Annotated in this window: 21 protein-coding genes; 16 read left to right on the forward strand and 5 right to left on the reverse strand. The window is 39.2% G+C overall.

Annotated elements, in window-relative coordinates:
* Positions 1-750 carry a succinate dehydrogenase/fumarate reductase iron-sulfur subunit gene (locus ACHWSC_RS19920; RefSeq protein ID WP_394677909.1) on the forward strand — a complete coding sequence of 250 codons (750 nt, stop codon included), beginning with the start codon at positions 1-3 and terminating at the stop codon, positions 748-750.
* Between the two features lie 249 nt (positions 751-999).
* On the forward strand, positions 1,000-1,896 hold the full coding sequence (locus ACHWSC_RS19925; protein ID WP_075992649.1) for a polysaccharide deacetylase family protein: 897 nt from the start codon (positions 1,000-1,002) through the stop codon (positions 1,894-1,896).
* A gap of 46 nt (positions 1,897-1,942) precedes the next feature.
* Here ACHWSC_RS19925 and ACHWSC_RS19930 read toward each other — a convergent pair whose 3' ends face one another.
* Positions 1,943-2,482, reverse strand: a complete 540-nt coding sequence (locus ACHWSC_RS19930; RefSeq protein WP_394677910.1) for a GNAT family N-acetyltransferase — start codon at positions 2,480-2,482, stop codon at positions 1,943-1,945.
* A 492-nt stretch (positions 2,483-2,974) separates the two neighbouring features.
* On the opposite strand from ACHWSC_RS19930, the gene ACHWSC_RS19935 reads away from it, so the two are divergent.
* Together ACHWSC_RS19935 and ACHWSC_RS19940 are read left to right on the forward strand one after the other, a co-directional pair.
* Positions 2,975-6,190: a SusC/RagA family TonB-linked outer membrane protein gene (locus ACHWSC_RS19935; RefSeq protein WP_394677911.1), complete on the forward strand. Its 3,216-nt coding sequence runs from the start codon at positions 2,975-2,977 to the stop codon at positions 6,188-6,190.
* Between the two features lie 36 nt (positions 6,191-6,226).
* Positions 6,227-8,104 carry a RagB/SusD family nutrient uptake outer membrane protein gene (locus tag ACHWSC_RS19940; protein ID WP_394677912.1) on the forward strand — a complete coding sequence of 626 codons (1,878 nt, stop codon included), beginning with the start codon at positions 6,227-6,229 and terminating at the stop codon, positions 8,102-8,104.
* Between the two features lie 49 nt (positions 8,105-8,153).
* Here the strand turns inward: ACHWSC_RS19940 and ACHWSC_RS19945 are convergent, their stop codons facing one another.
* Positions 8,154-9,365: an MFS transporter gene (locus ACHWSC_RS19945; RefSeq protein WP_394677913.1), complete on the reverse strand. Its 1,212-nt coding sequence runs from the start codon at positions 9,363-9,365 to the stop codon at positions 8,154-8,156.
* 88 nt (positions 9,366-9,453) lie between these two features.
* Complete coding sequence (locus tag ACHWSC_RS19950; RefSeq protein ID WP_394677914.1) at positions 9,454-10,113, reverse strand: FadR/GntR family transcriptional regulator; 660 nt, start codon at positions 10,111-10,113, stop codon at positions 9,454-9,456.
* Between the two features lie 216 nt (positions 10,114-10,329).
* Here ACHWSC_RS19950 and ACHWSC_RS19955 point away from each other — a divergent pair, with 216 nt between their 5' ends.
* From ACHWSC_RS19955 to ACHWSC_RS19965, 3 genes are all read left to right on the forward strand, one after another.
* On the forward strand, positions 10,330-10,677 hold the full coding sequence (locus ACHWSC_RS19955; protein WP_201671370.1) for a hypothetical protein: 348 nt from the start codon (positions 10,330-10,332) through the stop codon (positions 10,675-10,677).
* A 372-nt stretch (positions 10,678-11,049) separates the two neighbouring features.
* Positions 11,050-12,846 (forward strand): serine hydrolase, encoded by a 1,797-nt coding sequence (locus ACHWSC_RS19960; RefSeq protein WP_394677915.1) that lies wholly within the window; start codon positions 11,050-11,052, stop codon positions 12,844-12,846.
* 39 nt (positions 12,847-12,885) lie between these two features.
* Positions 12,886-13,152: a hypothetical protein gene (locus ACHWSC_RS19965; protein ID WP_088161582.1), complete on the forward strand. Its 267-nt coding sequence runs from the start codon at positions 12,886-12,888 to the stop codon at positions 13,150-13,152.
* An 81-nt stretch (positions 13,153-13,233) separates the two neighbouring features.
* On the opposite strand, the gene ACHWSC_RS19970 is transcribed toward ACHWSC_RS19965, so the two are convergent.
* The gene (locus ACHWSC_RS19970) at positions 13,234-14,811 is read right to left on the reverse strand and encodes a Na+/H+ antiporter (protein WP_394677916.1); all 1,578 of its coding nucleotides are present in this window, start codon (positions 14,809-14,811) and stop codon (positions 13,234-13,236) included.
* A gap of 428 nt (positions 14,812-15,239) precedes the next feature.
* Here ACHWSC_RS19970 and ACHWSC_RS19975 point away from each other — a divergent pair, with 428 nt between their 5' ends.
* Both ACHWSC_RS19975 and ACHWSC_RS19980 read left to right on the forward strand, forming a co-directional pair.
* Positions 15,240-15,698, forward strand: coding sequence for a helix-turn-helix domain-containing protein (locus ACHWSC_RS19975; RefSeq protein WP_394677917.1), 459 nt, complete (start codon positions 15,240-15,242; stop codon positions 15,696-15,698).
* Positions 15,634-16,185: a pentapeptide repeat-containing protein gene (locus ACHWSC_RS19980; protein ID WP_394677918.1), complete on the forward strand. Its 552-nt coding sequence runs from the start codon at positions 15,634-15,636 to the stop codon at positions 16,183-16,185. The genes ACHWSC_RS19975 and ACHWSC_RS19980 overlap by 65 nt, the downstream gene beginning before the upstream one ends.
* Positions 16,186-16,354: 169 nt before the next feature.
* Here ACHWSC_RS19980 and ACHWSC_RS19985 read toward each other — a convergent pair whose 3' ends face one another.
* Positions 16,355-16,819, reverse strand: a complete 465-nt coding sequence (locus ACHWSC_RS19985) for an Lrp/AsnC family transcriptional regulator (RefSeq protein ID WP_394677919.1) — start codon at positions 16,817-16,819, stop codon at positions 16,355-16,357.
* Between the two features lie 213 nt (positions 16,820-17,032).
* Between ACHWSC_RS19985 and eat the strand changes: the two genes are divergently transcribed.
* From eat to ACHWSC_RS20020, 7 genes are all read left to right on the forward strand, one after another.
* On the forward strand, positions 17,033-18,355 hold the full coding sequence (gene eat, locus ACHWSC_RS19990) for an ethanolamine permease (protein WP_394677920.1): 1,323 nt from the start codon (positions 17,033-17,035) through the stop codon (positions 18,353-18,355).
* On the forward strand, positions 18,352-19,713 hold the full coding sequence (locus ACHWSC_RS19995) for a glutamine synthetase family protein (RefSeq protein ID WP_394677921.1): 1,362 nt from the start codon (positions 18,352-18,354) through the stop codon (positions 19,711-19,713). The genes eat and ACHWSC_RS19995 overlap by 4 nt, the downstream gene beginning before the upstream one ends.
* Before the next feature lie 7 nt (positions 19,714-19,720).
* Entirely contained in the window at positions 19,721-20,878 is a 1,158-nt protein-coding gene (locus ACHWSC_RS20000) for an iron-containing alcohol dehydrogenase (protein WP_201668363.1), read from the forward strand.
* Positions 20,853-21,629: a gamma-glutamyl-gamma-aminobutyrate hydrolase family protein gene (locus ACHWSC_RS20005; RefSeq protein WP_201668364.1), complete on the forward strand. Its 777-nt coding sequence runs from the start codon at positions 20,853-20,855 to the stop codon at positions 21,627-21,629. The genes ACHWSC_RS20000 and ACHWSC_RS20005 overlap by 26 nt, the downstream gene beginning before the upstream one ends.
* Complete coding sequence (locus ACHWSC_RS20010) at positions 21,607-22,986, forward strand: aldehyde dehydrogenase family protein (protein ID WP_394677922.1); 1,380 nt, start codon at positions 21,607-21,609, stop codon at positions 22,984-22,986. Before ACHWSC_RS20005 ends, ACHWSC_RS20010 begins: the two co-directional genes overlap by 23 nt.
* Before the next feature lie 315 nt (positions 22,987-23,301).
* Positions 23,302-23,790 carry an NUDIX domain-containing protein gene (locus tag ACHWSC_RS20015; RefSeq protein WP_394677923.1) on the forward strand — a complete coding sequence of 163 codons (489 nt, stop codon included), beginning with the start codon at positions 23,302-23,304 and terminating at the stop codon, positions 23,788-23,790.
* Between the two features lie 26 nt (positions 23,791-23,816).
* Positions 23,817-24,518: an HAD family hydrolase gene (locus ACHWSC_RS20020; RefSeq protein WP_394677924.1), complete on the forward strand. Its 702-nt coding sequence runs from the start codon at positions 23,817-23,819 to the stop codon at positions 24,516-24,518.
* Positions 24,519-24,697: the final 179 nt, after the last annotated feature.

Consider the following 24,697-nt stretch of genomic DNA (forward strand, 5'->3'; position numbering starts at 1 on the left):
ATGGATTTACACCTTAAAATATGGCGGCAAAAAGATCGCAACGCTGCAGGAAAATTAGTTACTTACACCTTAACAGATCTCAATCCACATATGTCGTTTTTGGAGATGTTGGATACCCTAAATGAACAGCTTATTACGCATGGAGACGAACCTGTAGAGTTTGACCATGATTGTCGTGAAGGGATCTGTGGGCAATGCGGTATGATGATCAATGGCATCGCACACGGACCTCTTAAGCATACAACCACCTGTCAGCTACATTTACGTTCATTCAAAGATAATGATACGATTCTTATCGAACCTTTTCGATCAGCAGCATTTCACGTTAAAAAGGATTTGAAAGTGGATCGTTCGGCATTTGACCGAATTATTTCTTCTGGAGGATTTGTATCCATCAATACTGGTCAAGCCCCAGACGCGACAGTGATTCCTATTTCTCATGAGTTAGCTGAGTCAGCATTTGACTCAGCGGCCTGTATTGGCTGTGGTGCTTGTGTTGCAACGTGTAAAAATGGTAGCGCAGCACTATTTACCTCTGCAAAGATTACCCATATGGCTTTGCTTCCACAGGGAAAAGAAGAGCGCAATGAACGTGTTTTAAATATGGTGAAGCAAATGGATTTGGAGTCATTTGGTCACTGCACGAATACAGAAGCCTGCGAGGTGGAGTGCCCACAAGGTATATCAGTTTTGAATATAGCACGTATGAATTTTGAATATAACAAAGCACTATTTTTTAAAAAGAAATAGAGACCAACTGTCGAAAAAAGTGGCACGATTGTTTCTTATATCGGATTTATAATAAAAACTGAAGCCATAAAGAGAGGTGTACGGGATTGTTGAAGGTTACTAACCTTATCCCTGAAAGTAGGGATTTGTAAGATTTTATGGTTAATAAATAGGTTTTTGTAGTAATTTTGAAAAAAGAAATTCATTAAAGTTATAGCGATTGATATGAAGTGTAGTAGGTTGTTTGTGGTACTTTTCATTTGTAGTACAATGTTTAGTGTAACCGCATGTAAGGATTTTTCAAACAAAGTCTTGGGAAAAGGCGAGCTGAAGGACACACTTACGGAAAAATTGGTTGTCAAGGAAAAAATACCACATTTGTTAAATAGGTGGGATTCACTTCAGAAAAATCAGATTCAATTTACAGTAGATAGCTTGCATCCTGTTCCGATCAAACAACAAAAACGTGAACTTAAGGATTCCCTGCGGAAAGCATTTGATACGTATCCCAAACATATCTACCTGACTTTCGATGACGGACCATTGATTGGTAGTGCCTTTATTGATTCTATTGCGAAAGAAAAAAACATTAAAGTGAGTGTATTCTTGATTGGTAAGCACGCTAATATGAGCAAAGGGAGGAAACGAGATCTTGCCCGTTATGAATCCAATCCGCTTATAGCCTGTTATAATCATAGCTATACACATGCAAACAATCAGTATTCTCGATTTTATAATAACCCCCAAAATGCTTTTGCTGATTTTGAAAAGAATGAAAAAGATCTCAATCTAAAACATAAGATCGTTCGACTTCCGGGCAGGAATATTTGGATATATGATGATGTTCGTAAGATCGACCTTAAGAATGGATCCAGTACCGCCGATTTATTGCATAAGAACGGATATACAATTTATGGTTGGGATGTCGAGTGGAGGCTTAATAGCATCACTGGTGCACCTATACAAAGCCAGGAGTCTACTTTGTCACACATTCGGAATTACATGAACAATAAAAGCTCAATGGTGCCTAATAATGTTGTTTTCTTGATGCATGATGATATGTTTCAAACGCAAAAGGGACAGCAGGAGTTGTCTTCTTTAATAGATGCATTGAAAAAAGATGGTTATCAGTTTGAATTTATGCAAGACTATCCGATTAAATATTAAATAGGATTGTTAATTGGCATCAAATCATAATGAAGAGTTTGGTTTATTAAATAACACCAAACTCTTCTGGATAATGGACAGTGCCCTGTATACCTTTTAAGGAATTGTCTGTTAGTTCTTTTATCATACAATTTTCATCAGGAACATCAAATGGAAATTGTATACCATAGACTGATGCAGGTACATATCCAAATTTAGGATAATAGTCTGCATGTCCGAGCACAACTACCGATCCAAAACCCAATTCTTTTGCAATCTGATGGGCAGCAAGAATTAATTTACCGCCAATTCCTTGTCCTTGAAACTGAGGTAGCACAGCGACAGGAGCCAAGGCAAGAGAATCGAATGCTTTTTGATTCTCTTTATCAATAATCTGCACCTTTGTCAGGAGTATGTAGCCTACTATTTCTCCTTCAACTTCTGCTACCATTGAAAGTTGTGGTATAAATTCCGCTCTTTTTCTTAGTTTTTCTACTAAAATGTGCTCTTGATGATCGCTATACTGTTCGTTTTCAAAAGCGATTCGGATCAGTTCGAATACAATAGTTGGGTCACTTGACTTTTCTTGCCTAATTTTTATGTTCATAGTTTTGTCTGTAGATACAACTATTTCTTTGTTATTAATAGATCCGTATTGAGCTCCACTATTTGTATATACATAGTTGTTTTAAAAAAATCAATTATAGATCTAATTATAATGGATAAAGATGCATATTATTATTTTAAAAATTGATAATATACTTTCGATATACTAGAGTTTACTTTTCTTGCAAAAATTTCGTTTAAAGACGAGCTGTTAGCGTTTTTTGTACCATGTATCATCCTCATAAGGCCGGATTATACATGATACAAAAATAAGGTTAGCCATTTTGTTTTCTCAAGCCACTTACTTTCAATTGATTAATGATAAAATGTTAAATAGTGTAAAATTAACACTTGCTTTGTATATTTATTTTCGTATTTTCATGTTAGATAAACAATTATAAACCACTCCTGATAAGACACCTAAACCGACATGTCTTTAAGGGGTAAAAAAATAACTAATTAAACACAAAATTTAAACAATTAAACAGTTTTTATGATTAACTGCCATTATTTCTCAAATCAATGGAAGAGAGCGTTTTGGACTGGATCATTGTGCTCTTTAGTGGCCCTGAATCCTCAAATCGTTGATGCTGCAACCCTCGCAAGCTATGGAATTCTCTTTCAACAGGAGCTAAGTGTTTCTGGAACGGTACATGATGAAACAGGAATGCCGATTCCTGGAGTAACAGTATCTGTAAATGGAACAAGTCTAGTAACAAAAACCGACAATCAAGGTAAATACAAATTGGATAAGGTCCCTATGAATGCGATCATTAATTTTCGTATGGTGGGTAAGCAGTCTATGGATGAATCTGTAAAAGGACGGCATGCGATAGATGTCACGCTTTTGAATTCGGAATCCAATCTCGAAGAAGTCGTTGTTGTTGGTTACGGGAAACAACGCAAGGAAACGGTTACAGGTGCTGTAGCTACTGTTAAAGGAAGTGACCTTGCTCAATCTCCGGCATTGAACGTTTCCAATGCATTAACAGGACGAGTACCGGGAGTTACAGCGACCAATGGGAGTGCTGAACCAGGATACGATGGCTCGAATATAAAAATACGTGGTACAAATACATTAGGTAATAGCAGTCCTCTGGTCGTTATTGATGGGGTTCCCGCGCGCGAAGGCGGGATAGATCGTATTAATCCCCGTGATATAGAAAATATTTCGGTATTGAAAGATGCATCCGCTGCTATTTATGGTGCCCGGGCAGCAAATGGGGTTATTCTTGTGACGACAAGAAGAGGGAAGACAGGAAAGCCTCAGTTTTCTTATACTTTTAATCAAGGTTATTCCCAACCGACTGTAATACCTAAGTTAACAGATGCCTCGCAATTTGCGGAGATCCGAAATGAGTTGGAGATTTATAACCTACCTGTTGAAGAATGGTCCGCCGCTTATACGGCAATAAACAACAAAGGAAGCTATAATAAAAAGGATGGTGGGGTATTAGATGCGCCATTTAAACCGGAAGATATCCAAAAGTTCAAGGATGGATCAGATCCTTGGGGACATCCGAATACAGACTGGTATAAGGCAACTTTAAAAGACTGGTCCCCTCAACAACGGCATAACTTGCAAATTAATGGTGGTACCGAGGATGTAAAGTATCTTATGTCTTTGGGGTATCAGAATCAAGATGCCTACTATAAAAATTCGGCTACAGGATATAAACAATATGATTTAAGGATTAATCTAGATGCTAATATCAGCCAGTATATCAAAACACAATTTGGTGTTTTAGGAAGACAGGAAAACCGGAATTTCCCGACTAAGAGTGCTGGTACAATCTTTAGGATGTTGATGCGTGGAAATCCGACACAACCTGCAATATGGCCCAATGGAATGCCAGGACCAGATATCGAAAATGGCGAAAATCCGGTGGTAATTACCACTAATGCGACAGGCTACGATCACGATAAACGCTACTATTTTCAAACAAATGGGCAGGTTGAGATTACAAATCCATGGATAGATGGCCTTAAATTAACATTGAATGCCTCTGTTGATAAATATGTAAAAAATCAAAAAACATGGGTTACACCCTGGACTTTATATTCTTGGCAAGGGGCCTACGAAGCGGATGGTACTACACCACAACTGGTTCCGGGAAGACGCGGTCCTGCCGACCCAAATTTAAATCAAAGTAATGAAGATCAGCTAAATATCTTGCTTGGAGGGATCTTGAGCTTTGACCGAAAATTTGGTGACCATCAAGTGAATGCTATTGCTGGTATTAACAGAGAAACAATCGATAATGATAAATTTAGTGCATATCGTCGCTATTTCCTTTCAAATGCCATCGATTATCTTTTCGCGGGTGGAGAACAGGAAAAAAATAATGACGGATCTGCATGGAAAAGAGCAAGGTTAAATTACTTTGGTAGATTCGGCTATAATTACAAAAGTAAATACATCGCGGAATTTCTGTGGCGCTATGACGGCTCGTATATGTTCCCAGAAAGTGAAAGATTTGGTTTTTTCCCAGGTGCTATGGCGGGATGGGTCGTATCAGAAGAAAATTTCTGGAAGGAAAATGTACCTGTAATTAATTATTTCAAGATACGTGCTTCCTATGGCCAGATGGGGAACGACAACATTTATTATGATGACAAGTTACAAGAATATCAATATTTTTCAACCTATTCTTTTGGAACCTATATCGTCAACGATAAACTAGCCAAAACTCTTTATGAAAGTCGCGTTCCAAACGAAATGATTACTTGGGAGGTCGCTAATAATTATAATCTTGGATTTGACTTTCAGTTTTTGCAAGGAAAGTTAAATTTCGAGTTTGACATCTTTAAAAATCGTCGTAATTCTATTCTATGGAGGAAAAATGCTTCCATACCGCAAAGTACAGGTATGACATTGCCAGCAGAAAATATTGGTAAAGTGGATAATAAGGGCTGGGAATTTAATTTAGGTTACCGCGGTAAAGTGGGAGATTTGGGCTATACTGTAGGTGTCAATGGTGGTTATGCGAAAAACAAAATTATCTTCTGGGATGAAGCTCCTGGCGCGCCAGCATGGCAACAAAGCACAGGTAAACCTATCAAAACGGATATTTATTATGTTTATGATGGCGTATTCCGTGACATGGAAGACATTGCCAACAATAAATTGGATTACAGTGCCATTACAAAAACTCTACGCCCAGGAGATATGAAGTATAAAGATTTCAATGGTGATGGAAAAATAACACCAGATGATAAAGTTAGACGCGACAAAAATAGTGATCCTACGTTCCAGGGCGGGTTCAATTTTAGCTTAACCTATAAAGACTTTGATCTATCGGTACTATTTCAGGGAGCTACAGGTGGAGAGATACGTGTAGGTACGGATGAGTCGGGTTCTATCGGAAATTTTGTAGAAGAGTTTTACGATAAACGTTGGAGCATTAGTAACCCGAGCAGTGTATATCCCCGTTTGACAGATCGTGGTAATCAATATTATTCCTATAACAACACCTATTGGATGCGCAGTACAGATTATCTAAGGTTGAAAAACGTAGAATTGGGGTATAATTTAGCCTCAAGTATTTGTAGCAAAATTGGTATTGGTTCATTACGTCTCTATGCAAATGGAATGAACCTCATTACTTGGAGTAAGATAAAAATGTACGATCCAGAAGCTGTGAATGCGTTGGGCCAATATTATCCGCAGGCGAGATTGATTAATGTCGGCGCATTATTATCGTTCTAACCAGTTGTTACCGCAAGAACTTAACTAAGAAAAAAAATGAAAAAAATTAAGAATATATCACTTATACTATTTGTACTTTCTGCTTCATTACAAGCTTGTAATGACGATTTTGTAAGTACAAAGCCACTCAGTGAAGTGCCACAGGAGATTGTTTGGTCGGATGCTGGGTTGTCTGAGGCTTTCGTGACAGAAATCTATAACGGCTTTGGAGTAGGAGGCTTTTATGAACAGGAAATGGCATCCATGACAGACGAGGCTTTATTTACACACCCTAATCGCGGGATAAATACTGTCACCGAATCTCGATCAAATCCAGCTGATCAAGGCTATATAATGGATACTTATGAATATGGACGTATGTATACGCGTATCCGGGCAACGAATATTGCCATTGCTAATTTAAGCTCACCCAAGTTTGACAAAGCAAAGGCTGATAAGCTTTTAGGCGAGGCTTATTTCCTACGTGGATATTATTATCAACAGCTGTTACGTTTTTATGGTGGTATACCGATTGATAATAAGATCTATACATTGAATGATAAGGACTATATGGTGCCTAGAAACAGCTATGAGGAGTGTGTCAATGCGATCGTAAAGGATCTTGATAGTGCAGCTCTTTTGCTAAAGGGTATTTCATCGGCAAAGGGACGTGCAAATGAAACCGCTGTATTGGCCTTAAAGTCAAGAGTGCTATTATATGCTGCCAGTGACCTCCATGATGGAAGTAAAGCAAAAGCAAAATCTACCTTATTAGCAGGATATAAAAATCCAGAGTATTTAATGTATACCAATGGTAGTCAAATGGAACGCTGGACTAAAGCAAAAACTGCAGCAAAAGCCGTATTGGATCATACAGAATTCGCCTATAAGTTAGACTTGACTCAACCGGCGTCACCTAGTGAGGGAACTGCCAACTATATGGCTGTATCATTAGGAGGGGGTAGTAAGACTGTTGATTTTACAGCTGGAAAAGATATAATTTTAGGTCGATTCTTTATTGATGAAAAAGATGAGCGAGGTGGTTGGGTAGGACGTGACAATGGGCCAAATGGTTATCACAACTGGGCAGGAAATACACCGATTCAGCTATTGGTAGACGACTATGAGACGAGTAATGGCCAAAAATTTGATTGGTCCGTTCCTTCTATGGCCGCAAGCCCCTATCAAAACCGCGACCCACGTTTAAAGGCAACGATTTTATATGATGGTGCAGATTGGAAGCCCAGGACAGCAGATGTTGCTGAAAGAGATAAGGCAAATCAAATTCAAACTGGACAATACGAAGTAATTAATGCGAAAGGACAGAAGGTTATTCAATTTGGTCTCGATACAAGAAAGAGTCCAATTGAGGACTGGAATGGTTCGAGGACGGGGTATTATATTCGCAAATTTACAGATCCAGATCCTACAATGGAAGATCAAAATACACGACAACGTATTCCTTGGCCAATGTTTCGCTATACGGAAGCGATATTGAACTATGTAGAAGCATGTATTGAATTAGGGGAAGAGAATGAAGCTAAAATATGGTTAAATAAAATCCGATTCAGAGCAGGAATGCCCGCAATATCCACAAGCGAAACGGGTACAGCATTAAAAGCACGCTATAGAAACGAGCGCCGGATTGAGCTAGCTTACGAAGAACATCGCTTTTTTGACGCTCGGCGTTGGATGATTGCGTCTGAGACATTAGGCAGAAAGGCGAATATTATAAATATCACGGGAACCCTTAAGGCTGGTAAAAATGTGACTCTTTACCAATATAATCCAGAGAATTACACCTATACCTATGCTGTTTCAAATATTGATCCAGGAATTGAAAATAGAAGTTGGGACGACAAAATGTATTTTACCTCTATACACAGAGATGAGATAAATAGAAATACTAAACTAATTCAAAATCCAGGTTATTAACAAGAAAAAGCCCTTCTTTAATAGTAGAAGGGCTTTTTCTTATTAATAACTAGTTTTTCTTTTGGCTAATATTAGGTAGTAATCCTGTAACGATTCCAATTAATGGAAGATAAGCGCAGATGTTGAATACATATTCAATTGAAGTGCGATCTGCAAGCCAGCCCAATACAGCCGAACCAATGCCCCCCATGCCAAAGGCAAAACCAAAAAATAAGCCTGCAATCATCCCAACTTTTCCGGGGATAAGCTCCGTCGCATAAACCAAGATAGCAGAAAATGCCGAGGAGATGATCAAACCGATTATAATAGCAAGGACAATGGTTAGTCCAAGTCCTACATGGGGTAATAGTAACGTAAATGGCGCTGCCCCAAGAATTGATACCCAAATTATTAATTTACGTCCGTAACGATCGCCCAAGGGACCACCCAATATAGTGCCAGCGGCAACAGAAGCAAGAAATATAAATAAATAAATCTGAGATTCCTGAACAGAAACATGGAATTTATTGATCAAATAGAAGGTGAAGTAACTGGTCATTGAAGCCATGTAAAAATATTTGGAAAAAATGAGTATCAATAAAATCACAAGTGCAAATATTACTTTTGATTTTGACAGGTCAGATTTTGAAGCACCAACAGAAGTTGTTTGTGTCTTAGGCTTGAGGTGTATTTGATACCAATTACCAACATAAGTAAGAATCATAACGGCTACAATGGCCAATACGCCAAACACACCGATGTATTGTTGGCCCAAAGGGATCACAATAAGTGCTACAAGAAGGGGACCTATCGCACCACCAGCATTACCGCCGACCTGAAAGATAGACTGGGCGAGCCCTTTTTTGCCTCCGGAAGCTAAATGAGCAACTCGAGAAGCTTCCGGATGAAATATAGACGAACCCATCCCGATTAGACTTACAGAAAGGAGAATGTAGATAAAGTTTGACGCAAAAGAAATGCATATCAATCCTGCTAAAGAGAAAAGCATCCCGACAGCAAGTGACCGGGGAGTAGGGTTTTTATCTGTATACAAACCTACGAAAGGTTGCAAAATAGAGGCGGTAAGCTGAAAAACCAACGTTATAATACCAATTTGGGTAAAACTAAGGGCATAATTTGATTTTAACATGGGATACACTGCTGGGATGACAGATTGAATCAGGTCATTGAGCAAGTGTGAAAGACTAATCGCAAATAAAATCGGATAGACAGTTTCGGAACTTTTCCAAGATCCACTCGGGTTTAGTGATTGTGTTTTCATAAAGGAAATATTCATCAGGTCATCTGATGTTTTAGTTGATAAAAATAGAATATATTGAGATTGATAGTTTGCATATGCTACAGGAAAATTACAGTTGTTGGATAATTCGGTTCGCAATATCAACAGCTTTTTTCACTTCTTTATCTTTAATTGCCAACATCAGTTCCTCGTGTTGCTGTTGTGAAGTTAAGAAGGGGGCTGTATCCTTATAAATAGTCATGAAGAACTTATTGACATGCTCAGATAAGGTTGTATATAAAGCGGTCAGAATACTATTTCCACATGATTCAGCAATTGCACTGTGAAAGGCAATATCAGCATTAACGCATGCGGTCAAATTTCCCATTTCGGCGTATTTAGCTCTATTTTTAAGTGCCTGTGCCATATCTTTGAGACCTTTCGAAGTACGATTTAAGGCTGCTTTTTCAATAATCCGCAACTCTAATACGTGTCTAACTTCAAAAATATCGTTAAAATTGGCTTTCTCAATTTTTGAATCAAGGGCATGATGACCCGTACTACTTTTGACAAAAGTACCAAGCCCCTGTTGCACATTTAGATAGCCTGATTGACTTAAATATTTGACAGCTTCACGAATGCTGGATCTGCCCACAGCAAATTGCTTCATCAATTCTGGTTCCGTAGGAAGTTTAGATTCTACAGGAAATTCACCCAATTTGATTTTTTCTTCTATTGCTGCGGCAACTTCCTCCGCCAAGGATCTTCGTACGATAGCTTCAGTCTTCATATAGTCATATCATCTGATGATTGCAAAGGTAGTAGAATTTTTTGAATTCTTAGTTATTTTCAAAAATTTGATCAAACTAACCGAATATTGTTACGACTACAACAGATATTTATTACAGGGTTTACTGAATTAAATTTATTAGCAGTTTTGGATTAATTAACAGAGAGGCTGGTCCTCCAATGTATTTATCTAAAACTTAAAAACATGAAAAAATTAATGATGAGCGTCGTAGCCTTGGCTTTAATGTCATCTGCTACTTTTGCAAAAACAGGTCCAAAAGCCGTCGACAACAGCGTGGTTGAAAAATCAACGATTTACGAATCACAAGCTGGAAAAACTAATTTGAATATTGTGAGCGAAGCCAAAGAGATCAAGCTCGGAAAGTCTCGTACGCTATGTAGATTGACGATGAGTATCTATAATACAAGTGGTCAGTTGATCGAAACTCAGGTTCTAACATACACCAGCTATGGAGCCAATGATATGTATTATAGTAGCTGTGGTGCATGGTTTAGCGCTACCATTCAGAATTACCAAAACTACTATGGTAATCCTAATCATTAAGTATCAATTAATCAAATAATGTAGCGGGGCTAGTATCCCCGCTCATATTTTCCGCAATACAACCCAAAGGGAACTTCTATTTACGATCTTACTACGACAATGAAGATGGCTGCTACATGCGAACATGGGATGAGGTAGACAGGTGACGATGTTAGAAAATCGAGGTACCACTTAGCTAATTAAATTGATCGTATTCGGACATTAAATGTCCGAATACGATCAATTTATATTAAAACATTATGATATCAAACTGTCTTATAGTGTCTTATGTTTTTGGCAATAAAATTGGCATTAGATTTCAATGAAGAATTACAAAGCTAAAGATTGATAGGATAGAAGCTTTGTATTACCATTTAAATGATCATAAATAAAATGAAAGCTTTACCAATTACTGGAATTTTTGCGATACTAGTGTCAACCGCATTTGCTCAAACGGCCCATCAAAAAATAAATGAGATTTCTCATGTAGAATCCAGTCTAATACCCCCTGTTCGTTTTGAGGGTGAACCGACATGGAATATTATATCGCGTATGGAATTCTATCAGGTTCCAGGGGTAAGCATCGCTGTGATAAAAAACTCTGAAGTATTATGGAGCAAAACTTATGGTTTTGCCGATCTCGATTCGAAAACGCCTGTCAGGTCAAATACCTTATTTCAGGTGGCCTCCATGAGCAAGCCTGTAAGTGCATATGCCGCACTGAAGGAAGTTGAGCTTGGCAAGTTGGAATCCAATGTCGATGTGAATTTGTACCTGAAATCTTGGAAAATACCTGAAAATGACTGGACCAAAGGGGAAGATGTTACACTAAAAAATATCGTTAGCCATACTGCGGGACTTACTGTAAGTGGATTCCCGGGGTATCGGATAACAGACCCAATTCCTACAGCTGTTGAAGTACTGAGTGGTCTAAAGCCAGCTAATACACCTATGGTTTATGTTGATAAACTTCCAGGCTCAAATTTTCGATATTCAGGCGGTGGGTATACGGTACTTCAACAGATGCTCGTTGACATTGAAGGAAAAGATTATGGCAGTATTATGGAAGAAAAGATACTCTCGCCTTTGGGTATGAAAAATAGCACTTTTGCCCAGCCTCTTCCTGAATCGAAAAGACAATTTGCAGCGACGGCTTATACGATGGATGGCAAAAAGGTCGAAGGAAGATATCATGTCTACCCGGAACAGGCGGCTGCGGGCCTATGGTCAACAGCAGAAGATTACGCTAGATTCGTAATCGATATTCAACGGACCTTAAATGGCAAAAGTAGTCTTGTTATCTCTAAGAAGATGGCAGAAGAATTCACAAGTCCCTATATTGAACCTATTATAGGATTAGGTGTATTCCTAGAAGATTATAACGGCTCATCTTATTTTTGCCATGGTGGATGGAACGAAGGCTTTAGCTCCTATTTTATTGGAAATAAAACAAGCGGTGATGGAGTAGTTATTCTTACAAACACAAACAAACCTGAATTTATCAACGAACTAGTCCGAGCGGTCGCATTAACTTATCAATGGCCCAATTATCTAGCTCCAATAAATAAAATTTTGCCACTAAGTCCTCAAGAACTACATGACAATAGTGGACGTTATAGATCTGGAAGATATGGTGTTATAAGGATCTATAATCAAAATGGCAAGCTAATGTCAGCCCAAAATCTAGACAAGCCTGTAGAATTGGTTAAAGTGTCGGCAAATACATTTGCTATGCGCGATCGAAACGTAAACGTCATATTTTCAAGGGATACCGAAAGCGGTCAATATGAGCTTGTACAGATTTTGCGCGATAAAAAGATTTATTCTAGAAATCCGAAAGTCAATGCAAATGACCGGACTCCGCTGGAGCTTATTTTAGAAGGAAATTTCGAGGATGGATTAAAAGCTTATCAAAAAGCAAAAGAACAGGATAGTTCCAATGATTTGCTTTCAGAAGGTTTCCTGAATGGTGTAGGTTATGAACTGCTCAATCAGCATAAAATAAATCAAGCTGTTGATATATTTAAGGTGAATACGATGCTATATCCTAAAAGTGAAAATGTTTATGATAGTTTAGCGGAAGCCTACCTGAAATCAGGACAAATAGATAGCGCTAAGGAGAATTATCGAAAAGTTTTTGAAATTAATCCTAAAAATGAAAAAGTCAGTAAGATTTTAGAAACGTTATGACATAAATATAATGGTTTTTTTTTTTGCTAATTTGCGACCATGTCAAATCAAGCTAATAATTATCGATTGTTTTCCAAGGAAATTCTCTCACTTTGGAAAAGCCAGGATGTATCATATATTAAAGTTGAAGAATTATCCATTGTTGAAGGAATCACTTTTTTTGAACTTATACCAGATTCCGAACTTTTGGATGAAGGTGGGGTAGAAACACTCTATGCTATAGATTCTGAAGATGTGGAGGATATGTTGGTGTTTAGCAAAAATATTCGTTTTGTTGTCCACGACATTTATTTGGATGAAGATTAAGTAAATTAGCTATTAATGATCGACAATTCAAACGGTATTGTCGATCATTAATGTACAGCATTAGGCTGATCTAGGGATAAACTAACTTCTCATATTCAATCTTTCTTCCTGAAGATCTAGTAAACGAAGGTGTTTTCGAATGATCTCTTCGTCCAATAAAAGTTCCTCACGGTTTTTATTGATAAGCCAAATGCGCTGGGTTTCGAGGATATCGATATAGATTTTACGGTATTCGGCGTAATTAATGATGATCTCGGAGCTCCGCAGTTGATTTTCATACTTCTGTAGTTGATCCTTCAAGGTAGGAAAACTTTCAACTTTGTCTGCGTAATCATTACGAATCTTGTCAACGGCGACTTGGGCTAATCTGTTCTGGATTTCATAATCGATCTCCTTTTCACTTCTAATAAAGTCTCTATCTACTAATTTGATTTTTCTTAATATAAAAGGGAGCGTCAAGCCTTGAACGAGTAGGGTTAACAGAATCACAACAAATGTGATGAAAAGAATAAGGTTTCGTTGAGGGAAAGGAGATCCATCAGCTAAAGTTAATGGGATGGATAGTGCTGCTGCCAAAGAAACGACACCACGCATTCCCGTCCAGCCGATAATCATTGGCGTTTGCCAACCTGGTGATTGAGCATCTGCAACCGTTATAAAGTTTCTCATAATCAAGGTGGTAATTACCGCAGCATACCCTGCAAAAACTCGTACAAGAATAAGGACTATTGTAACGGCTACGCCATAGCCAATAGCAGTAGAAATATTGGTATCACCCAATCCAGAAACAATTTCTGGTAAATCTAATCCGATAAGCATAAAGACGATGCCATTCAATAGAAAGCAGAAGCTTTCCCATACGGTTACTGTCCGGATCCGGGATGCACTGCTCAAAAAATCGTGACTACGATAAGAGAGAAATAAGCCGCCACTGACAACCGCAAGAACCCCAGAAGCGTGGAGCTGTTCCGCTACCAAATACATCGAGAATGGTGCAATAAAAGTTAGCAATATATCTGTATTGGAATCGGTTGGTAAAAGTTTGTGCATTTTCAGAAAAACATAGGCAATTGTCAGTCCGATTCCCACGCCACCAATACACATCCAAATAAAGCTTACGGCGGCTTGGTACCATACATATTGGCCAGTAGCTGCAGCAATCATTGCAAAGCGAAAAATTATTAATGAGGAAGCATCATTCAACAAACTTTCACCTTCCAGTATGGACGCCAGCCTTTTGGGTACCTTCACGAATTTTAAAATTGCACCGGCACTAACCGCATCAGGAGGGGAAACTATTCCACCCAATAGAAAACCGAGCGCTAAAGAGAATCCTGGAATAAAATAGTTGGCAAAAACGGCAACGGATAATGCTGTAAAAAAGACGACAACAAAGGCAAAGCTGAAGATAATCCGACGCCATCGCCAGAGTTCTTTCCAGGAAGTTGACCATGCGGCCTCGTAGAGGAGTGGCGGTAAAAAAATAATGAATATCAATTCGGGTTCTATCTTTATAGGAGGAACTCCCGGGATAAAACTTATTACAAGTCCCGCTAATACGAGTAAAACAGGGTATGCAACCTGAATTTTCTTCGCCAGCATGATCAACATAGTGATTAGTAGGACTAAAAAAAGGTAAAACTCAAAATTCTCCAACATATGTAAATTTTAGGTACATAAATATAGATCAAATTTCTAGAAATATTTAAACTAGCTCGGCGGTATTCATGGTTGCCTGCGAATGCTACAAGCAAATCATCTACCAACTGGATAATTGAAGACAACATGTTTTAACTTAGATTCCTATGGTAAATGTTCCTAAATTAGGCAAAATTTGTCTTTGACTTTACCCCAAGATTTAAAATATTGGATGGCGTCACTATAAACAAAGCTTCGTCTTTTAGGAGTTTTTACTTAAAATCTTGTTTAAACAGCAGCATAGGCGATATTTTAGGAGTAACAACGAGAAGTTGTTAGAATACAACGATAAGTAGCATAATTACAACTGGAGGTATTTCTCTTTTCGCCGTAATTACAGATTACCCTGAATATCTTTGTGACGTTGAAAACCATAATAGACAATAATTATGAACAACAAAAAATTAGGCAATAAAATTGCCAAGGTGCGCAAAGAGGGAAATATGTCGCAAGCGCAGCTCGCTGAACTTTTGTTCGTTAGCCCCCAAGCGGTTGGAAAATGGGAGCGGGGAGAGTCTCTGCCGGACTTTATAACACTAAACAGGCTTACGGAAATATTCGCAGTAGATCTAAACTACTTCGCCGAAAATTCAAAAATAGAAGATAGTGAACGAAGTCAAAAGGTAGTAATTGGAACGCTAAAGGAAAAGGCCGAAAATTCTGTAGAAGACGCAAAATTTTCTATTACTGAGCAAAAACAGTTACTGACTGATTTTAGCGGTAATACGCTAGCCGAAACTAATTTTTCCGGCGTAAATGCGCCAAAGCGAAAATTTCTCGGAAGTGAGCTTCGTGGTTCAGACTTCAGTACGGCAGATTTCACAGCAAGCATTTTTAAAAGGAAGTGATATCCGCGATGCTAATTTTGATTCCGCAAACCTTACGGACTGTGCATTCTCCGCTAGCAATATGACAAATGCAAATTTCAGCAAGACTATCCTAGTAGGTACAGAATTCTACGCATCGGAATTGAACAATACTAAATTTAATGGTATAAAGTTGACTGATGTAAAATTTACAGCGTCGGATCTCAGAAGAACTATTTTTGAAGACTGTGAATTTAATGGTGTTAGCTTTAAGTCTTGTGATATGAGAGGTATAAGCTTCGATGGGCAAGTTTTTGTGGATGTAGAATTCGATAATGCAGACCTAGCAAACAGTTCATTTAGCGGGGTGATTCTTAGAAATGTTTCCTTTCGGCCAACCTTTGCGCTTACGAATAAATATTATAAGAGTATTAAAACTATTGATTTTGACGGAGCATCAATGGACAAATTAACCTATGCAGCTCTGAAGGGAGTAGGCGTATCGCTTGAGAATATTGTCCTCCTATAAACAACACTGTATATACAAAGGGCATGGTTCTGCAGGTATGAACCATTGCCTAAGTGTAGTTGCTATACCAATGAAATCCATCAATTTTGGGAGGCTCAATTAGGAGAGTCATCAGTGCATAATCGGAAAGCTGAATCATTTGAAATCCAAAATACGCTAGACTAAATTATCAAAGAAAGATTGGGAGACGAGTAGTATTCACGATTTCTTTCATCACAAAATAACTTTCCATATGTCTGATTCCCTTGATTGTTGCCAGTTTATTAAAATTGAATTCGTGATAGTGATCGACATCCCTAACCATGACCTTTATTTGATAGTCAAATGCGCCCGTTACGTGAAAACACTCGACTACTTCTGGAAATTTTTGTATCTCTTCCATAAATAACAAGGCACTTTCATTGGAATGTTTTTCCATACTGATGGATACGAGCACCATTAGATTAAGATCAAGTTTTCTTCTGTCCAGCAGAAAGACTTTCTGCTTAAGAACAGAGGTTGCTATTAATTTCTTAATGCGTTCGTATACGGGAGTCATCGATAAATTAACACGGTCAGATATTTCCTTGTTACTTATATTAGCATCCTGTTGCAACAGGTCCAGAAGCAAGAGGTCTTTCTCATCCAATTTCATGATCGTAGTAAATTAAATCTAAAACGTAGTAAATTAAATCTAAAAAAAGTATATCTAAGACTATAGTTAGATCGTATATACTAGTAAATGATATCTAACCATATTATTTTACTAAAATAGCTATAATTACAGATATATAACACTATCATTTAAACTATATGTAGTAAATTTAGATTAGTTAATTACTATCAATTTACCAACCTAAATAAAATTATGAGTGAGCCTCAATTAAAAAAAGTCCTTGGTCCTGTTATGTTATGGGGATTAGGTGTAGGCTATGTTATCTCGGGAATGTATTTTGGATGGAATCTCGGTTTGGCGGAAGGCGGCACATTGGGATTGGCCATTGCTACAGTATTCGTTATTATCATGTATCTTACATTTACCTTCAGCTATACAGAGATGGCCTGTGCGATTCCTAGGGCTGGCGGAGCCTTTGAATATGCCAATAGAGGGCTGGGCAAGCATTTGGGATTTGTCGCCGGTATTGCACAAAATATCGAGTTTGTTTTTGCACCGCCTGCCATTGCCGCTGCTATAGGTGCTTATCTACATTTACTGCATCCTTCGGTTGACTATCTTATTTTTGCGATTGGGGCCTATGTGATTTTCACTTCAATGAATATACTGGGGGTTAAGCTCGCTGCATCATTTGAATTGGTTGTAACTGTTCTTGCGGTTATTGAATTACTGATATTTGCAGGCGTTACATTTCCGGCTTTCGAATTCTCTAACCTTGAGCACAACGCATTGCCCAATGGGTTCTCTGGCATTTTTGCTGCTATTCCGTTTGCTATCTGGTTTTTTCTCGCTATTGAAGGTGTGGCCAACGTCGCTGAGGAAACTATCAATCCACAGAAAAATGTATTAATCGGTTTTGGATCGGCCATAGTGACTTTAGTTGTGCTTTGTATCATTACATTTTTATCGGCGGTGGGTGTCGGCGGTTGGGAGGCTGTTGTCTATCCTGTCGGAAGTACTGAACCGTCAGATTCGCCGTTGCCACTTGCTATTGCGCACGTCATTGATAATCGCCATATTCTTTATAAATTACTTATAGGTGTTGGCCTATTGGGTCTTATAGCCTCATTTCATGGTATCATTCTTGCTGGTGGCAGAGCTACCTTCGAGTTTGGGAGAGTGGGTTATGCACCGTCGATTCTTGGAAAAGTACATCAACGATTTAAGACTCCGGCCAATGCACTCTTAATCAATATGGCTATTGGCATCATAGCATTATTGACCGGGAAGACCGCAGGCATTATTACCATCGCATGTTTTGGGGCAATCTGTCTTTACATTATATCCATGTGGTCATTTTTTGCCTTGCGAAAAAAGGAACCTGATTTGGAACGCCCATTCAAAGTTCCGTTGTATCCGCTGTTTCCAGCGATTGCGTTGATTATCGCTGTCGTGTGTCTCATCGCAATGATATATTATAACCCATTGACAGCTCTATTATTCTTTGGGCTTGTCATCATATCATACCTTTATTTCCTAATCTTCCTTGACAAGGACAAAACCATCGAATTATGATAACTAAAAATGAAATTATTTCCAAACTAAAAGCATGCACAAGTACTCACGTTAAAGTTGCCGTTGCAGATATAGACGGGGTCTTACGTGGAAAATTCATGCATCGCGATAAGTTTATCTCTGCACTGGACAATGAATTTGGATTTTGTTCGGTGGTGTTTGGATGGGATGTTAACGATCAGGTTTATGACAATGTGGAAATTACAGGCTGGCATACGGGATACGGCGATTTTCCGGCACGTATTGATGGAAATACATTTCGACAGATTCCCTGGCAGGAGGATATTCCCTTTTTTCTAGCTGATTTTGAATCTCCGCTTTCTCAGGACCAAAATGTGTGTCCAAGAGCTCTCCTTAAAACCATAATTTCACAATCGGAGACTGCTGGATTTAAACCAATTTTTTCACAGGAATTTGAATGGTTTAATTTCGTGAAAGCCAATGATGCCTCTTCCCAAAATAGTTTTAGAGATATGACACCAATCACATCAGGTATGTTTGGCTATTCTATCTTACGGATGTCCGACAATTATGGCTTTTTTCAGGATCTTTTAGCCATGCTCGAAAGATTCGGCGTACCTCTTGAGGGTTTACATACGGAGACCGGGCCAGGTGTACTGGAAGCTGCTATCCAATGTAGTGATGCTCTTGAAGCTGCTGATAGGGCTACGCTCTTTAAATCTGCCGTTAAAGAAATTGGGAAAAAACATAATATTACCGCGAGTTTTATGGCTAAACAGACAAAGGATTTACCAGGTTGCAGCGGCCATGTGCATCAAAGTCTTTGGGATCTCAACAAACAGAGTAACCTCTTTAATGATAAAGAAGATGAACTCGGAATGAGCCAGTTGATGAAGCATTTTCTTGCTGGGCAATTGTATTGTTTACCTGATATTCTACCGTTATTGGCGCCTACTGTTAACAGTTATAAAAGGCTGACTGAAGGAGCATGGGCACCTACAACCCTGACCTGGGGCATCGATAATCGTACCACAGCACTCCGCGTCATCGAAGGTGGTCCCAAAGCCACACGCATTGAACATCGCGTTGTCGGTTCAGATGTGAACCCTTACTTGGCCATAGCAGCATGTTTGGCTAGCGGGTTGTACGGTATCAAACATAAATTGCCATTGGACAATCGACATACTATCGGAAATGGTTATGAAGATCTGCAACATGGCGTATTACCAAGAAATCTCTACGATGCGACCACTCGAATGGCGCAATCGCAAATAGCATCCGAGTTGTTTGGCCAAAAGTTTGTCGATCATTTTTGTAAATCAAGGTTATGGGAATGGCGACAATTTTCAGAGCAAGTAACAGATTGGGAAACAAAAAGATATTTTGAAATTATATAACTGAACGATGGATACAGCAAAAATTTATGGTTTTAATTTTCCTACACCGATCCGTTTTGGTGCTGGAGTGATCGACGAGCTCCCAGGCTATTTATTGGCCAATGGACTTAGTCGCCCTTTATTAGTAACGGATCCGACTATTGCCGAACTGCCATTTTTTAAGGAAGTTCAACAAAAGCTGACGAACAAAGGGATCGACGTTATTGTCTTTCATGATTTGCACAAAAATCCAGTAAAATCTGATGTCCTCCTGGGAGGAGATGTCTTTAGAGGGCAAAATAGAGATTCAATTATTGGCGTTGGCGGTGGAGCAGCACTCGACGTAGCACGGGCAATTGCCTTGCGCGCAAATCACCATCGTGATTTATTTGATTACGACGATCTGATCGGAGGCGATATCTATGTGACCAATGAGATACCACCATTGATTACTGTACCTACGACCGCTGGGACTGGGAGTGAGGTGGGCCGTAGTGCTATTATTTCAGAAGATGAAACCAAGAAAAAACGAATTCTGTTTAGTCCGAGATTGATGGCAAAAATTGTATTTGCCGATCCTTTGCTTACAATGGACCTGCCACCGTTTATTACGGCGGCAACGGGAATGGACGCACTTACCCACAATATGGAAGCATATTTGGCCAAAGGGTACCATCCGATGTGTGATGGTATTGCGCTTGAAGGAATGGCCATGGTGGCTACTTCGATTGAGTGCGCTACAAAAGAATCTGACTTGCAATCGCGTTCTAAAATGCTTTTGGCATCATTGATGGGAGCTGTTGCATTTCAGAAGGGATTAGGAGTCGTTCATAGTTTAGCGCATCCGCTTTCTTCGCTCCTCGATACTCATCATGGACTGGCCAACGCGGTAAATCTTCCTTATGGCATGCAGTTTAATTATGCGGGTTTTGAAGATCGTTTCGATAAGATGGCCATGGCTTTGGGGCTTGGCAACAATGCTGGAGACAAGGTTGTGGACTATCTGTTTGACCTCAATGTAGGTTTGGGACTGCCTACACAGTTATCCGCAATTGGCGTAAAAAAGGAACATTTGGAACCTTTATCAGAACTTGCGCTTGCAGATTTCTGTCACCCATCGAACCCCAAGCCTGTTAGTAAAGCAGATTTTCTTGCAATTTATGAAACCGCATACGAAGGAAAATGATATGTTAAAAATCGGTATTAGTGCCTGTTTTTTTTATCCAGACCCCGAGAGGACGGTCTTTGGCCACAAATCACTGAGTTATATGGAAAATGATATGGCTCGATGGATAAGTAAAAAAGGTGTTCTTCCTATATTATTGCCGGATCTTGAAGAATCATTATTAACGGACATCTTACAACAGATGGATGGTATAGTTCTTCAAGGTGGAAGCGATATAGCTCCTCAACATTATGGCGAAGAACCTATCGGCCCCTGGAAAGGGGATCCTTATCGGGATCAATACGAGCTAAAGATATTGGATTATGCCATCAGAAATCATAAGCCGGTCTTAGGCATCTGTCGGGGATTTCAGTTGATGAACGTTTATTTTGGAGGTACAATGTATCAGGATATCGTTAGTCAGCTTCCTCATTCGGCTGTTCATCGCTCAGCAAGTTTATATGATACAATCAATCATCCGGTCCATATAGAGCCAGGAACACTTTTCGACAGACTATATGGCCATGTTGCCAATCCATTGGTCAACACGGTACATCACCAGGCTGTTAAAGATCTCGGCCGTGATCTCGAAGTCTATGCGCGCTCGGAGGACGGATTTATAGAGGCATTTGGTTATACCAAAGAAGCGACCGGGAAAGTTATGGGTGTTCAATGGCATCCCGAATTTTCCCAAACACAGAAGGGAATACTTTTAGATGAAAATTTGATTTTTAATGTTTTTATTGAACATGCAAGACAACATAGAAATTAGAAATCCTGCAACTGGCGCTGTAGCGGCAACGTTGCCTTCCACCACAACAGTTGAGTTGGAAAATACACTATCCTTACTAAAGCAAGGACAGCACACATGGGCAAAAGTTCCTTTAAAGGATCGTTTAGAGTGCATCATACAATTTGGGCAGCTGATCTTGGCAAATAAACAGGAGCTTGCAGAGATTCTTACCAAAGAAACGGGCAAACCCATAACACAATCGCTTAATGAAATTAACGGAGCACAGAACCGCATTGAACATCTCCGAAAAAATGCTGAAAGATGGCTTTCAGAAGAAGTTATTGTGCGTGATGGCGCTACGCTAGAACATATTCGATATGAACCACTTGGTGTAATTGCCAATATTTCTGCATGGAATTTTCCTCATAATGTCGGCTTCAATGTTTTTCTCTATGCCTTGGTTGCGGGCAATGCTGTTCTCTATAAACCTTCTGAATTTGCCACGTTGACAGGCTTGCAGTTTGCAAAATATCTTTATCAGGCAGGCGTACCTGATAATGTATTTCATTGTGTTGTAGGAGATGGGCGGATTGGCGAGCATATCTTATCATTGCCATTGGACGGCTATTTTTTTACTGGATCCTATAAGACAGGAGTGCATATTGCCAAGACCGTAGCACATAAATTAGTTCCAGTCCAGCTTGAGTTAGGCGGGAAGGATCCACTATATGTCACTGAAGATGTCAAAGATATAAAACAGGCGGCAGTGTCGGCCGCTGAGGGCGCTTTCTACAACAATGGGCAGAGCTGTTGTGCTGTTGAACGCATCTATGTTTCAGAACAGATATACGATCAGTTTGTCGAGGCATTTATTGAGGAGGTAGCGTCCTATCGGGTGGGCGATCCATGTGCTGAAGATACATTTATTGGCCCTTTAACCAGAGCTGCTCAACTGGACGTTCTTGAAGAGCAGGTGAAAGATGCCCTTGAAAAGGGAGCAATACTACGGTTGGGTGGACATGTATTGGAAGGTAAGGGATACTATTATGCCCCAACTGTATTCGAACATTGTAATCACAATATGGTACTTATGCGTGAAGAGACTTTTGGTCCGTTGATAGGTATACAAAAGGTATTTTCAGACGAGGAGGCAATAACGCTGATGCAAGATACGACGTATGGCCTTACTGCAGCAGTGTTTTCTTCCGATCAGGACAGAGCAATGAACATCCTTGGCAAAATGGATACAGGAACAGTATATTGGAACTGCTGCGATAGGGTAAGCCCTAATGTACCTTGGTCCGGGCGGAGAAATTCTGGATTAGGTTCAACTTTGTCGGCTCAAGGTATTCGGGCATTTGTTCAGCCTAAAGCCTATCATTTAAGACCCCTATAATTCATATCTATTTTACAGATATAGCCCATTATGCCAATAGTACATCGGATAATGGGCTTTCCCATTTATACGAAGTTATAAGCCTAAGTCCGTAAAATATTGAAACCATATTATCCTCTTAAAGAGCTATTCAAAATAAAAGATGAGTACATAGGGAATATTAGCTCGCCTCGTGGTAAAGCTGTCACCAACACGATTTATGCCGATGAGATAGATACCCAAGTCGTCACTTAGGAGATATAAACTGAATGAATTCGCTAAAAATGCTTGAAGACTCTCGCAACATTTTCTATTTTTGTTACAAACAGAAAAGAGATGAGCAATGAAGTGACAGGTTTGAAGCGAGTAGCCACACTATGTATATTAAGAAATAAAGATAAGTTTCTATTGCTAAAGCGCCTTAAAGAACCCAATAAAGATATGTATGTTCCCGTTGGTGGGAAATTAGACCCATTTGAAAACCCGGACGATGCAGTGATTCGTGAGGTCATGGAGGAAACAGGAATCCATATCACTTCAAAACAATTTTGTGGCATGTTAACCGAAACATCACCGATCAATTACAATTGGATCAGCTACGTATATGTATCCGATATCGAATATGTAGAGGCCCCCTATTGTAATGAGGGTGACCTCGAATGGATCTCTGCAGACGAACTGGAATCTATTCCGACCCCTTTAACCGATCTTTATATTTATGATTATGTGGCTAAGGGAAAACTGTTTGCTTTTAATGCCGTATATGATTCAGACCTAAACTTGACCGGGTTATGGGAACAATATAATAGCATTAAGATCAAGTAAACTACCTAAATTGAATTAAAATTAGAATGATTATCAATAAAACTGCCATTAAAGTCATTGCATTCGATGCAGATGATACATTATGGATAAACGAACCATATTTTCAAAAAGCAGAACATGATTTTTGTGCACTGTTGGAAAATTATCTTCCACAGCATGCAGTATCAAAAGAATTATTTGAAACAGAAATGAATAACCTGTCCCTCTATGGGTATGGTGTGAAAGGCTTTATTCTTTGTATGATAGAGACTGCCAGCCGGATTTCGGCTGGACAGCTATCGCTGAATACAATAAACAAAATCATAGCGATTGGACAGGATTTATTAAAGATGCCGATTGAATTATTGGAAGGTGTCGAAGATACGCTGGTAAGGCTTAGTGCACATTACAAATTAATTGTAGCCACAAAAGGTGATCTTTTGGATCAAGAAAGAAAGCTAAAAAAATCGAGGCTCCAAAAGTATTTCCATCATGTGGAGATAATGAGCAACAAGAAAAATGAGGATTACATAAAATTATTGAACAAAATTGAATGCCCCGCCGAAAATTTTATCATGATCGGAAATTCGATCAACTCCGATGTGCTGCCAGTATTGGAATTGGGAGGGCAGGCAATACATGTCCCTTACCATGTGACCTGGACACATGAGCAAGCTAGTGATGAGGTTAAACCAAGAAATTTTCTTCAGGTAGAAAGTCTGAATCAACTGCTACCGATTCTGCTTTAATCTAAAATGCGCATCTAGATGCGCATTTTTAGTGGCTTTTCAATACCCGCTATTTTAATCTTCATCCCCAAACTGATCTGCAGTCGGTTCTGTGCGTTCATCAAAGTGATGCTCGCGGTTAGGTCGACGATCTGTTGATCACCGAACACAAAGCATTTACCGGCTATTCCTCTCCAAAG

Origin of the sequence: uncultured Sphingobacterium sp., assembly GCF_964277905.1 — a bacterium.
GTDB lineage: Bacteria > Bacteroidota > Bacteroidia > Sphingobacteriales > Sphingobacteriaceae > Sphingobacterium > Sphingobacterium siyangense.

Bases quoted from the DNA above. Each gene is read 5' to 3' on its own strand.
- ACHWSC_RS19925 (WP_075992649.1), top strand. From the start codon at position 1,000: ATGTTTAGTGTAACCGCATGTAAGGATTTTTCAAACAAAGTCTTGGGA.
- ACHWSC_RS19970 (WP_394677916.1), bottom strand. From the start codon at position 14,811: ATGTTGGAGAATTTTGAGTTTTACCTTTTTTTAGTCCTACTAATCACT.
- ACHWSC_RS20005 (WP_201668364.1), top strand. From the start codon at position 20,853: ATGAAACCGCATACGAAGGAAAATGATATGTTAAAAATCGGTATTAGT.
- ACHWSC_RS20000 (WP_201668363.1), top strand. From the start codon at position 19,721: ATGGATACAGCAAAAATTTATGGTTTTAATTTTCCTACACCGATCCGT.
- ACHWSC_RS19955 (WP_201671370.1), top strand. From the start codon at position 10,330: ATGATGAGCGTCGTAGCCTTGGCTTTAATGTCATCTGCTACTTTTGCA.
- ACHWSC_RS19935 (WP_394677911.1), top strand. From the start codon at position 2,975: ATGATTAACTGCCATTATTTCTCAAATCAATGGAAGAGAGCGTTTTGG.
- ACHWSC_RS19965 (WP_088161582.1), top strand. From the start codon at position 12,886: ATGTCAAATCAAGCTAATAATTATCGATTGTTTTCCAAGGAAATTCTC.
- ACHWSC_RS19960 (WP_394677915.1), top strand. From the start codon at position 11,050: ATGAAAGCTTTACCAATTACTGGAATTTTTGCGATACTAGTGTCAACC.
- ACHWSC_RS19950 (WP_394677914.1), bottom strand. From the start codon at position 10,113: ATGAAGACTGAAGCTATCGTACGAAGATCCTTGGCGGAGGAAGTTGCC.
- ACHWSC_RS20010 (WP_394677922.1), top strand. From the start codon at position 21,607: ATGCAAGACAACATAGAAATTAGAAATCCTGCAACTGGCGCTGTAGCG.
- ACHWSC_RS19945 (WP_394677913.1), bottom strand. From the start codon at position 9,365: ATGAAAACACAATCACTAAACCCGAGTGGATCTTGGAAAAGTTCCGAA.
- ACHWSC_RS19930 (WP_394677910.1), bottom strand. From the start codon at position 2,482: ATGAACATAAAAATTAGGCAAGAAAAGTCAAGTGACCCAACTATTGTA.
- ACHWSC_RS19995 (WP_394677921.1), top strand. From the start codon at position 18,352: ATGATAACTAAAAATGAAATTATTTCCAAACTAAAAGCATGCACAAGT.
- ACHWSC_RS19985 (WP_394677919.1), bottom strand. From the start codon at position 16,819: ATGAAATTGGATGAGAAAGACCTCTTGCTTCTGGACCTGTTGCAACAG.
- eat (WP_394677920.1), top strand. From the start codon at position 17,033: ATGAGTGAGCCTCAATTAAAAAAAGTCCTTGGTCCTGTTATGTTATGG.
- ACHWSC_RS19920 (WP_394677909.1), top strand. From the start codon at position 1: ATGGATTTACACCTTAAAATATGGCGGCAAAAAGATCGCAACGCTGCA.
- ACHWSC_RS19975 (WP_394677917.1), top strand. From the start codon at position 15,240: ATGAACAACAAAAAATTAGGCAATAAAATTGCCAAGGTGCGCAAAGAG.
- ACHWSC_RS20020 (WP_394677924.1), top strand. From the start codon at position 23,817: ATGATTATCAATAAAACTGCCATTAAAGTCATTGCATTCGATGCAGAT.
- ACHWSC_RS19940 (WP_394677912.1), top strand. From the start codon at position 6,227: ATGAAAAAAATTAAGAATATATCACTTATACTATTTGTACTTTCTGCT.
- ACHWSC_RS20015 (WP_394677923.1), top strand. From the start codon at position 23,302: ATGAGCAATGAAGTGACAGGTTTGAAGCGAGTAGCCACACTATGTATA.